7 protein-coding genes and 3 pseudogenes are annotated in these 11644 nt (G+C 55.2%); 8 read left to right on the forward strand and 2 right to left on the reverse strand.

What is annotated here, in order from left to right; all coding sequences use genetic code 11:
- Positions 1-12: 12 nt before the first annotated feature.
- Positions 13-930, forward strand: a complete 918-nt coding sequence (locus V3W40_RS33595; protein ID WP_330208794.1) for an amidohydrolase family protein — start codon at positions 13-15, stop codon at positions 928-930.
- On the opposite strand, the gene V3W40_RS33600 is transcribed toward V3W40_RS33595, so the two are convergent.
- The gene (locus tag V3W40_RS33600; protein WP_330208802.1) at positions 913-1644 is read right to left on the reverse strand and encodes an IclR family transcriptional regulator; all 732 of its coding nucleotides are present in this window, start codon (positions 1642-1644) and stop codon (positions 913-915) included. The genes V3W40_RS33595 and V3W40_RS33600 overlap by 18 nt on opposite strands.
- A 594-nt stretch (positions 1645-2238) precedes the next feature.
- Positions 2239-2489 (reverse strand): annotated as a pseudogene (locus tag V3W40_RS33605) (transposase); the annotation flags it as partial.
- A 421-nt stretch (positions 2490-2910) separates the two neighbouring features.
- On the opposite strand from V3W40_RS33605, the gene V3W40_RS33610 reads away from it, so the two are divergent.
- The 7 genes and pseudogenes from V3W40_RS33610 to V3W40_RS33640 form a co-directional block, all read left to right on the forward strand.
- Positions 2911-4914 (forward strand): acetoacetate--CoA ligase, encoded by a 2004-nt coding sequence (locus V3W40_RS33610; protein WP_330216456.1) that lies wholly within the window; start codon positions 2911-2913, stop codon positions 4912-4914.
- A gap of 32 nt (positions 4915-4946) precedes the next feature.
- A complete protein-coding gene (locus tag V3W40_RS33615; protein ID WP_330208792.1) occupies positions 4947-5819 on the forward strand; it encodes an amidohydrolase family protein in 873 nt (290 codons plus the stop codon).
- A gap of 87 nt (positions 5820-5906) precedes the next feature.
- On the forward strand, positions 5907-7223 hold the full coding sequence (locus V3W40_RS33620; protein WP_330216457.1) for an MFS transporter: 1317 nt from the start codon (positions 5907-5909) through the stop codon (positions 7221-7223).
- 863 nt (positions 7224-8086) lie between these two features.
- On the forward strand, positions 8087-8392 hold the full coding sequence (locus V3W40_RS33625; RefSeq protein WP_330208790.1) for a DUF485 domain-containing protein: 306 nt from the start codon (positions 8087-8089) through the stop codon (positions 8390-8392).
- Positions 8389-10033 (forward strand): annotated as a pseudogene (locus V3W40_RS33630) (cation/acetate symporter). The gene V3W40_RS33625 and the pseudogene V3W40_RS33630 overlap by 4 nt, the downstream one beginning before the upstream one ends.
- 33 nt (positions 10034-10066) lie before the next feature.
- Positions 10067-11320, forward strand: a complete 1254-nt coding sequence (locus V3W40_RS33635; protein WP_330208789.1) for an OprD family porin — start codon at positions 10067-10069, stop codon at positions 11318-11320.
- An 80-nt stretch (positions 11321-11400) separates the two neighbouring features.
- Positions 11401-11615, forward strand: a pseudogene (locus tag V3W40_RS33640) (phenylacetic acid degradation bifunctional protein PaaZ); the annotation flags it as partial.
- Positions 11616-11644: the final 29 nt, after the last annotated feature.

An 11644-nucleotide genomic window follows, 5' to 3' on the forward strand; every position in this document is an offset into this window, starting at 1 on the left:
AGAGGTTTTGCGATGCTTCTATCTCGTCGCCGCTTTCTGCAAGCAGGCAGCGCACTAGGCGCTGTTGCGTCCATGGGCGCGTTTGCCAACATTCCTTTCAGCCAAGGGGAAGAAAAACCGAAGCTTACGCCATCGGCCGGCAGCGTGGATTGCCACATGCACTTATATGACGGCCACTACCCCGCCGCACCCAATGCAACCTTGTTCCCGCCCGATGCTTCACTTGATGATTATCGTCAACTGCAAAAACGCCTGGGCATGAAAAGGATGGTTATCGTAACGCCATCCACGTACGGCACCGACAACCGTATTTTGCTCGATGGATTGCTTCGCAGCCGAGGCGATGCGCGCGGCGTCGCGGTTGTCGATGGCTCAATCACCGACAAGGAGTTGGCGAGCCTGCACAGTGCCGGCGTGCGAGGCATACGCTTTAATCTGAGTGTTGGCGGTGCGTCACTCGATGACCTCGAACAGCTTGCCTCACGCGTGAATGAACTGGGCTGGAACGTTCAGATCGCACCCGGCCCATTCCTGGTGGATCTGGAGCCACGACTGGCAAAGCTTGCGGCAAAGGTGGTTATCGATCACATGGGACATGTGCCACAACCGGAGGGATTGAACTCTGCCGCCTTCGCCTCGATCACCCGACTGCTGGATAATGAAAAAACCTGGGTCAAACTGTCCGCCCCTTACTTGCGCTCAAAAACAGGGGCACCAATGTATGACGACGTCGGCAAGGTAGCCAGCGCCCTGATCAAGCATAATGCTGAGCGTATGCTGTGGGGGAGCGACTGGCCCCACCCGACACTTGCAATAGACCAGAAACCTGATGACGCCAATATCCTGGATCTTCTGGCGCTCTGGGCTACGGATGCAGGTACGCGCGAATTGGTTCTGCGCGACAACCCCACCTCACTTTACGGCTTCTGACTCCACTCCGGCGGTTTGTCCGTCCGCCGGCTTGAGCCCCAGGCTACGCATCAGTTCACGCGCAGCCTCGAAAAAAACGTCCTTCAAGTTATCCGCGCACTCCTGCGTCAGTCGGCTGGCAGGCCCTGAAATGACGAGCGCGCCCATCAACTCTTGCTGCCCCCCGTAGATCGGCAGCGCGATAGAGGACGCATGTGGATCCGTCGCACCACGAGAGTAGTAAGGTTTTTCCAGCGCAATGCCGACATGAAAAGGCGCTCGCAACGCCTGGGCTCCAGCCGCCTCGTCCATGGGGCGCATATCGCCAGGCTGCATATTGAGTCGCAGGCGATGTGAAGAATTCACACGGTACTGGCACATCCGATAGGCACCGTGGCGAACATAGAAAGAAACGGTTTCACCTGTTTGATCGGAGAGGTACTGCAGTCGAGGCATTACATGACGCTCAAGATCGAGCGACTCCTGATATACGGCATTAAGTCGCATGACTTCGCTGGCCAACTGATAACGTCCATCGGTCATCCGCGTGATGTAACCCTGGTTTTCAAGCGAAACCATCAACCGCATGATCGTGCTCTTGATGAGCCCCGTGCGTGTCACCAGTTCAACTAGACTCAACGCAGAATCGCCGATTCGAAATGCAGACAGAACGGTCAAGACCCGGTCAGCCGAAGCCACACCGTTCACCGCTGGACGCGGCCGCGCCTTTACCATCGAATATACCTCTATTGCTGGGCCCGTCTGAAAAACTATCAGGGCAGGAAAATCCATTATCTTACAACGATAGCCTCCTCGCCATCCCCGTGACTATTGCGTAGCCAAGGTTGGGTTTGGTCGTGCTGGGAATAGTCGTTTGGGGAGAACACTCTACTGCTGACCACAGCATTTTTTCGAACCCGCCCGCTCATAAATCGATGCTCCAATATGCCAAGCCATCAATTTGTGAAAATACAGACGGGATAAGGTTTAAGCCGTGCATCCGGTCTTGAAGTGCAGCCGGGCCTCTGCCCCCGATGGAATTCGCTGATCGGGCTCTTATCACTACAACGCCCGCGAGCGCTGTGAGAGGAGCAGAGTTACCTGATCCCGATCCTACCTGTCTTGTCATCGCGTCATGATTGCCTGAGTAACCTTGAAAGTACTCCTCTAAGGTATCTTTTTTTTAACCGCCGAGCCGACTATGCCCCCTGTTACTTCCGGGGTGTAGTCGGCTCGGAAGTTGGTGTCGTGGCCCAATGATGCTCAGGCTATCCGGGCTGTTCTATTCGCCTGTGCAATGGCCGGTATGACAACGAGCCAATAACCCTCTAGCCAGTCCGTCGACGGGCCATTTTTTCCTTCTACCACTAGAACCATCGAGCGTGCACCGTGAACCAGCTGGGCGTAAATAATCATCGCTCCGTTTACTGATTCCCAACAACGTGGGCTTTCCTCCGCTGCAATTTTGTCGTGGCACTAACTCCAGCCAGGCTGCCACTTGTCCCCCATTATGAAGCCCTTCGCATCACCTAATGATGCCACAGCGCGGTTCCAGTGAGCGAGCCAATGCCTGGTATTTGATCGTGCCCCGGAAGCGGTGTAACTGAACCAACCGAAGGCGCCTGCGGGCGAATGAGGATGGTCATCGTGGTTCTACCTATTGTTGTCACGCCGCTGCGACCTTTGTCTCGAAGGCGTTTCTCTGAGCTTGCATCGGAAGGTGTGTGAAAAATAGGACGGGGCATGATGGTTGCCATAGAGCATGTAGTTCGCCACGACCTGATCGGAGGGCCCTGACCATCATGTTTCAAAAGTCCCAGCATCGGATCCCTCAATACATTTCAAGAAAGGTACTTTAAGCATAGTCTGTAACCAGGGAAAAGGTAGCAGTCATGAGTTCGTCTGCGGGTTTGGACGCCGAGACCCATACGAACTTCGGTTCATTTAAGAGTCTTAGCTCGCTTGAGTGAAAAGGCCGCAAATATGGAGGAGATTTGGGAAATGATCGAAGAAGGACACTTTCTATGGCAGGCGGACCGGGAACGTCTCGGTAAGGCCAATATTAGTCGTTATATGTCTTGGCTGAGTACGCATCGGGGACACGACTTCGATAGCTACAGCGATCTGTGGAAGTGGTCGATCGCCGACCCCGACGCTTTTTGGCAGTCGATTTGGGACCATTTCGACCTCATTTATGACGGGCAGATCAATGAGGTGCGCACCGCAGATCCAATGCCGAAAACTCGTTGGTTCACAGGCACGCGCCTCAACTACGCCGAACATATTTTGCGAAACGAGCTTAAGGGTGATCCAGCACGGCCTTTCCTGCAGCATTGCTCCGAGCTTCGTCCTCTGCAGTCCCTGAGTTGGACAGAGGTTGCATCTCAGGTTCGCCGTCTGGCATCCAGACTGAGGGATATGGGCGTAAAACCGGGCGACCGTGTGGTCGCTTATATGCCGAATATTCCTGAGGCCGTCATCGCAATGTTGGCGACGACGGCGATCGGCGCTACCTGGTCCAGTGCAGCACCGGAATTCGGAGCGCAGACTGTCATCGACCGTTTCAGCCAGATAGGCCCGAAAATCGTCTTCGCCGCGAACGGATATCGTTATGGCGGTAAGGACTTTGATCGATCCGGGCAGATAGCCAATATCGTCGCCCTTTTGCCTACGGTGGAACAAGTTATCTGGCTCGACTACCTCGATGGTGCCGGAGATGGTTCGAACCTGTCCGTTCCCCTCATTTCGTGGGAGGGAACGATTGGTGGGCCGGAGGTTCGGGCGGAGGACTTCAGTTATGAGCGCGTTGCCTCGGATCATCCGCTTTGGGTGCTGTTTTCTTCAGGCACGACGGGCTTGCCCAAGGCGATCGTGCATTCGCATCAAGGCATCCTCCTGGAGCACTACAAATCCGCTGCCTTTCATTTCGAAATCCAGGAGGGCGACTGTCTCTGCTTCTATTCCACTACAGGCTGGATGATGTGGAACACATTGATGCAGGGCCCGATGATGAATGCGCAGGTCGTGCTTTACGATGGACATCCTACTCATCCTTCGCCCGACTTTCTATGGGAACTGGTTGATGCCTCTGGCGCTACATTGTTTGGAACCAATCCGACATTCCTGCAGATCCTGCGGGACAGCGGGTATTTTCCAAAAGCGCATCACATCCTAACGCGACTGAAGTCGCTTACTCTCATCGGTTCGCCGGCGACGCCGGAGATTTTTGCCTGGTGTTATGACGCAATTAAGTCCGAGCTCTGGGTGTCATCGCAATCGGGTGGAACCGAATTTTGCTCGGGCTTGCTAGGGGGCACCGAACTGTTAGCAGTGCGTGCAGGCGAAATTCAGTCGCGTTGTTTAGGCGTTGCAGCTTATGCATACGACGACCAGGGGCGCCAAGTGATCGACCAGTCGGGCGAGCTGGTCATCAAACAGGCGATGCCCTCCATGCCGATTTTCCTTTGGGGAGATGAAGATGGCACACGTTACAACGACAGCTATTTCACCCTCTATCCCGGCATTTGGCAGCACGGCGATCTTGTGAAGTTTAAACAACATGGGGGCTGTTTCGTTTATGGACGCTCGGACGCAACACTCAACCGCTTTGGAGTGCGCATTGGGTCGGCCGAGATCTATCGCACGCTGGAGACATTTCAGGAGATCGTCGACAGCCTAATCGTCTGCATCGAGACCGGAAAGGGAGGATATTATATGCCTCTCTTCGTCGTCCTTCGCGAGGGGTATACCTTGGATGAGGCTATGGTAAGCGATATCAAAACGCGGCTGAGAAATGAGCGCAGTCCGCGCCATGTCCCAGATGAAATCCATGCCGTACCGGCGATCCCAATGACCCTGACCGGCAAGAAAATGGAAATCCCGGTGCGCAAACTTCTTATGGGTGAACGGTTACAGGCAGTAATCAGTCCAGGTGCGATGCGTGATCCTGCGATCCTAGAGTGGTACGTCGATTTCGGCCGGTGTTATAGGCAAAAAAAGTCCTAGCAGTGGCCTGATTTAATATAAGGATAAGACCGATGGTAGATTTTTCTCGAGTTCGCGCGATCGATTTCCATACCCATGCCGAAGAGCCGTGCGGCTGTCATGCCGATGATGGATACGATGATCTCCAGGTATCGATGGCGAAGTATTTCGGCGCGCCGTGGGATCACCCTCCGACAATCGATCAGACCGCAGAACACTACAGAAATATAAATATAGCAGCAGTGATCTTTCCCGTCGATGCCGAGCGGGAAACAGGTTATAGGCGCTATTCGAATTACGAGGTTGCCGAGGCTTGCGCGCGACACGATGACATCCTTATTCCGTTTGCATCGATTGACCCTCATAAGGGCAAACTTGGTGCGCGCGAGGCTAAAGATTTGGTCGATAACCACGGTGTTCAAGGTTTTAAGCTGCATCCGACCATGCAGGGTTTCTATCCGAACGACAGGCTTGCCTATCCACTTTACGAAGCTATCGCGGCAACAGGCAAACCTGTTCTATTCCACACCGGGCAAACGGGCGTCGGCTCCGGTATGCGCGGCGGGAACGGCATGAAACTTAAATATTCCAATCCGATGTTCATCGACGATGTTGCTGTCGATTTTCCCGACATGCCCATCATTCTCGCTCACCCTTCTTTCCCCTGGCAGGAAGAGGCGCTTAGCGTCGCAACACACAAACCCAACGTCTACATCGATCTTTCAGGCTGGTCGCCGAAGTATTTTCCCGAAATACTGGTGCGCTACGCCAATACGCTGCTGAAGGATCGGATGCTCTTTGGCTCGGATTGGCCGATGATTGCCCCGGAAAAGTGGCTTGCGGCGTTTGATAAAGCACCTTTTCGCGATGAGGTGCGAATGAAAATACTGAAAGACAACGCCATTGGGCTTTTAGGCAGGATTTAAAGCGAGTTCTTCGCCAGTGAAAATGGCACAGTCCAGGCGCGCGGATCGCGCGTCTTTCACGACTTAATTTCGAGAAGCGTGTAGATCATGTCTTACATCGCCAATGTCCCCGACATCCAGGCGCGGTCCGAAGAGGATCGCGTTTATTCGAAGATAACCCGAAGAATTATACCCATTATTCTAGTCGCCTACATTTTTGCGTTCCTAGACCGCATCAATATCGGCTACGTGAAGCTCGAGATGCAACAGTCCCTTCATCTATCGGACGCGGTTTATGGCCTCGGTGCAGGCCTGTTCTTCCTCACTTATTTGCTGTTCGAAATGCCAAGTAATCTGCTTATGGCTCGGATCGGTGGACGCAAGACGTTCCTTCGAATCATGGTGCTCTGGGGCTTGACGTCCGCAGCCACGATGTTCGTGACTTCGCCTTTTCAGTTCTACGTCATCAGACTGTTGCTCGGAATGTTCGAGGCCGGTTTTTTCCCGGGTATTATCCTCTACCTTTCGTATTGGTATCCGAGCCATCGGCGGGGGCGCGTTACCGGACTGTTTCTACTTGGTATTCCGGTAGCCGGCGTCATTGGAGGCCCTCTTACGGGCGCGATCATGAGCTATTTCGAGGGAATTGGCGGCTTGCAGGGCTGGCAGTGGGTGTTTCTTCTGGAGGGTCTACCAGCCGTTCTGGTGGGAGTAGGCGTCTACCTATTGTTGGCCGACCGGCCGAGCGAGGCTTCATGGCTGACGACGGGAGAAAAGAAGCTGGTCGAAGATTTGCTGGCAACCGACCGTGGGTCGACATCGAAACACGGCAATCTGCGCGATGTTTTGCGGGATCCTCGCATCTATATGCTAGCGTTCATTTATTTCTCCTGTACGTGCGGCGCCTACACGCTGGCATTCTGGCTGCCCACGATCATCCGCTCTTTAGGAGTTCAATCGCTGGCCACGCTCGGTTGGCTGAGCGCGGTGCCTTACGTATTCGGCGCTGCGGGGGTTTTGATCATGAGCTGGAGTTCGGACCGCTTGCGCGAGCGTCGTTGGCACATAGCGATGGCATTGATATTTGGAGCTGGGGCGCTTTATCTCACCACGATGACCGCCGGTGCTTTTTTGCCGACAATGGTGCTCTTGTGCATCGCCGCGTTCTTTACCTTTTCGCAAGCATTGTTCTGGACCCTTCCGCCGACGTACCTAGGTCAGTCGTCTGCGGCAGGCGGGATCGCTGCAATAAGCTCGCTTGGAATTCTAGGTGGTTTCGTGAGTCCAACGCTGATCGGCTATTTGAACGTATTGACCGGCGACGTCACCTTGGGCTTAGGTATTATGGCGTTGCTAATCGCTCTTGGCGGTTTGATGACGCTGGCACTACCGATTAGTGCCACGCGCGTGGGAAGTTCGCCCTAAAAAATGCGTCTCCATTGGGCAAATATCCGGCGATAGAGCTATCGCCGGACGCAGAATGAGAACCGGAGTGATGTGCTGTTAAAGCGCTCCCTTCCAAGCCATGTCGGGTTGCGATTACACCACCGAAATCGGTGCGCGCAAGTGACTATCGAAGCAACCGCCGAGGTGAATCCGATATTCTCCACATTGCAGGGCTCCGGATGATCTTTCGTTGCTCCGCCCATTGAAGGTGAGGCGGAAGCATCGCCGCCGAGGGTCATCATCTTGGGGGTGGCCTGGATCGAAAATGAACAGTGATGCCGCGCGTCCTTGCATAACCGACGGGAAGTGAAGTTTTTGAACCGGTGTATCAATAGCTGACGGGAGAGTAGGCCATGTTCCGTAATATAAGCTTAAATTCGCTCGTGCACCAGAAATGTGAAATCCTACGGCGTGAAGCGTTTACCGCCATTACATGCTCAGAAAGAGGGCTGTTTTTCTCCAGAAGTACTCCGAGCTTGTCCTTATTATAGGACGCTCGCGGTTCAGTTTCCTTTACCAATTAGTCGTTAATAGGTAGTCACTGATTCGGGAATTTTGCATATCGTAAGGACTAATCGGTCAACTTTCTCACAATGCGAAGTAAGGAGGTTCTCGATGCCTGATATTACCCCGAACCTAGAACAATAGTAGAAGGCCTTTGCCATTTTTCCTGATACCAGTCGCCGTCTGGCGGGTTTTGCAAACTCCTCGACGGATCGAGTTATTTCAAGCTTGATAGTTCAGTGGCTACGCTAAGCTGACACCAACAGTAGCTTGATTCCAGTTGCTACCTGCACCAAAAACTGTCGCACCCAAACAAAAACAATAAAAGAGCGCGCGTCATGACACCTCAGGAAATAGAACTCATTCGCCAGCACCCGGAATTCATCCAGTTGGTTCGTCGTAAACAGAAACTGTACTGGTCACTGAGCCTGGCCATGCTGGTGATCTATTACGGCTTTGTGCTACTGGTGGCTTTCCCCCCTTCTTTCTACTCTGGCCAATTCGGCGGCGTGGCCGCCGTGGGCATGCAGGTGGGTGTCGTAATCGTCGGGCAAGCCTTCGCGCTGAACGGCTTCTATGTCTATCGCGCCAACAACGTGATCGATCCCCTGAATGAACAACTCAAGCAGCAGTGCGCCCGATGAGACGCCTTCTGGCCTTGTTCCTGCTGCCGCTGGCAGCTGTCGCTTATTTTGCGATGGCAGCCGAAGGCGCGTCCCGTCCCCTGAACTGGACCACCATCGGCATGTTCCTGGTGTTCGTGCTGTCCACCCTCGGCGTGACACGCTGGGCGGCACTTCGCACCCGCACCACCAGCGATTTCTATACCGCCAGTGGCGGCATGACCGGGCTCCAGAACAGTCTGGCGATTGCCGGCGACATGTCTCGGCCGCTTCGCTCCTCGGCATTTCCGCGATGATGTTCCTTAATGGCTACGACGGTTTGCTCTACGCCCTGGGCGTGGCGGCCGGCTGGCCGATCATGCTGTTCCTGATCGGCGAACGCCTGCGTAACCTGGGCAAGTACACCTTTGACGACGTGGTCTTCTATCGCCTGGAACAGACGCCGGTGCGCCTGACCTTGGCCTTCGGCAACCTGATCGTGGCGCTTATGTACCGGGTGGCGCAAATGGTCGTTGCCGGCAAGCTGATCGAACTGCCGTTTGGCATCGACTACCTCCATGCAGCAATGCCGGTTGGCGTGTTGATGGTGTTCTACGTGACCTTCGGCGGCATGCTCGCCACCACCTGGGTGCAGATCATAAAAGCGGTGATGCTGTTATTCGGCACCAGCTTCATGGCGTTCATGGTGTTCCAGCATTTCGGCTACAGCACTGAGGTAATATTTGCCGGCGCCACTGCCATACATGTCAAGGGCGGCGCGATCATGGCCCACGGCGGCTTGCTGTCCAACCCGATCGATGCGATTTCCCTGGGTTTGGGCTTGACGTTCGGCACCACCGGACTTCCGCACATTTTGATGCGTTTCTTCATCGTCAACGATGCCAAGGAAGCGTGTAAAAGCTTGTTTTACGCCACTGGCTTAATCGACTCCTTCTACTTGCTGATGATCATCGTCAGCTTCGGCGCCATCGTCATGGTCGGCACCGATCCAGCGTTCCGTGATGCCAGCGGCGCGATCATTGGCGACGGCAACATGGTTGGTATGCACCTAGCCCACGCGGTAGGCGGCAATGTGTTGCTTGGCTTTATTTCAGCGGTGGCGTTCGCGACTATCCTGGCGGTAGTCGTCGGGCTCGAGCTATCCGGTGCCTCGGCGGCGTCCCACGACCTGTACGCCTGCGTTATCCGCAAAGGTCAGGCCAGCAGGCAGCAAGAGATGCGCGTGTCGCGAATCGCCACCCCTGTGCATCGATGTGCTTGCGATCATCCTCGGTTTGCTGTTCGAGTCACAGAACATCGCCTTCCTGACGGGACTGGTTTTGGCTATCACCGCCTCGGTGAATTTCCCGATGCTGTTTCTTTCGATGTACTGGAAAGGCCTGACCAGCCGCGGCGCCGTCGTCGGCGGCCTGTCCGGACTGGTTTCGGCAATTGTCTTACGGGTGCTGAGCCCGGCGGTATGGGTCAACTTGATGCATCACGACAAGGCGCTGTTTTCCTATTCAACCCGGCGCTGTTTTCCATGAGCCTAGCGTTCTTTGGTGCATGGCTGTTTTCCGTCACTGACACCGCGCCCCGTGCGGCCCTTGAGCGCGGTCATTCTCTGGCGCAGTTCACCGTTCGATGACCGGCATCGGTGCCTCCGGCGCCAGCGAACACTAATAACAACCGATCAGTTGGCAGGGAATAAAAATCATGAAATACGCACGTACAACCTCTTACAAATCACTGTTTTCGCTTGCTGCCACATTGAGTCTGCCCATGATTGCGCCTTGCGCCATGGCCGATTTCATCGGCGACAGCAAGGCCCGTATCGAAATGCGTAACTTCTACCTAAATCGCGATTTCCGTCAGGACAACGCCCCGCAATCCAAGGCCGATGAATGGGCTCAGGGGTTCACTGCGCATGTCGAATCCGGGTTCACCGACGGCACTTTCGGTTTCGGCCTCGACGCCCTCGGGGAACTGGGGCTCAAGCTCGACTCCAGCCCGGATCGCCGTGGCACCGGCCTGCTGCCGTTCGGCACGCAGAGCCATGAGCCCGACGACGAGTACAGCGAACTAGGCCTGAACGGCAAATTGCGGGTTTCCAAAAGCGTGTTGAAACTCGGCACCCTACAACCCTCCTTGCCCGTGGCGACTTACAACGACATACGCTTGCTGAGCTCGACCTTTGAAGGTGGCTTGCTGACCAGCCAGGAAATCGACGGCCTGACGGTGAATGCCGGACGCCTGACCAAGGCCAACCTGCGGGACTCCTCCAGCAACGATGACATCGGCTTCGGCGCTGTCACCAGCGATCACTTCGACTTCGGCGGTGGCAGCTACGCGTTCAGTCCGCAACTGAACCTGAGCTACTACTACGGCAAGCTCGACCAGATCTATCGCCAGCAATTCGCCGGCCTGGTGCATACGCAACCACTGAGCAACGGTTTCAGCCTACGCAGCGACCTGCGTTATTTCGACAGCCGGGGCGACGGTGTCGAACGGGCCGGGCGCATCGACAACCGCAACTTCAATAGCATGTTCACCCTGTCCCATGGTACCCACAAGATCAGTGCCGCCTACCAGCAACTGTCTGGCGACAGCGCCTTTCCGTTCCTCAACGGTGGCACGCCTTACGTGGTCAACCTGGTGACGTTCAACACCTTTACCCGCGCCGACGAGAATTCCTGGCAACTGCGTTACGACTATGATTTCGCGGCGCAAGATATTCCCGGTCTGACCTTCATGACCCGCTACATCAACGGCAGTCATGTCAAGGTCGGCAAGGTCGACAACGGTCGCGAATGGGAGCGCGACACCGACATCAGCTACGTGATACAGAGCGGTGTGTTCAAGAACGTCAGCCTGCGCTGGCGCAACGTGACCTTCCGTTCCGGCGATGGCTTGACTACCGCCCTCGATGAAAACCGGCTGATCATCGGTTACACCCTGGCGCTTTGGTAATTCCAAAAGGGCGCGGTCGCGACCGCGCCATAACCCTTCATAATCAGGAACAATTGTGATGCCCCCTTCACCGACACTGCATGCCCTACCGTGCAAAGTTCCTCGTCGGTCGCTGGATCGGCCAACACGGCACGGCGCACAAATGCAGGGCAGCGACGTCGACGGACACTAAATCGCCCGCACTCACGAAGAACATCCGGACTTCGCCGAAGCCATCAAACACGGCCGTCGCCAGGACATTAGTGGTTTGATGGCGCGAGACTTCCAGCAGCGCGCCTTGTACCGGAGCGAGCGCTGATACAGCACTTCAGGAAAGGCAGTGCG

It is taken from the genome of Pseudomonas sp. AM8 (assembly GCF_036346475.1).
Lineage (GTDB): Bacteria > Pseudomonadota > Gammaproteobacteria > Pseudomonadales > Pseudomonadaceae > Aquipseudomonas > Aquipseudomonas marginalis.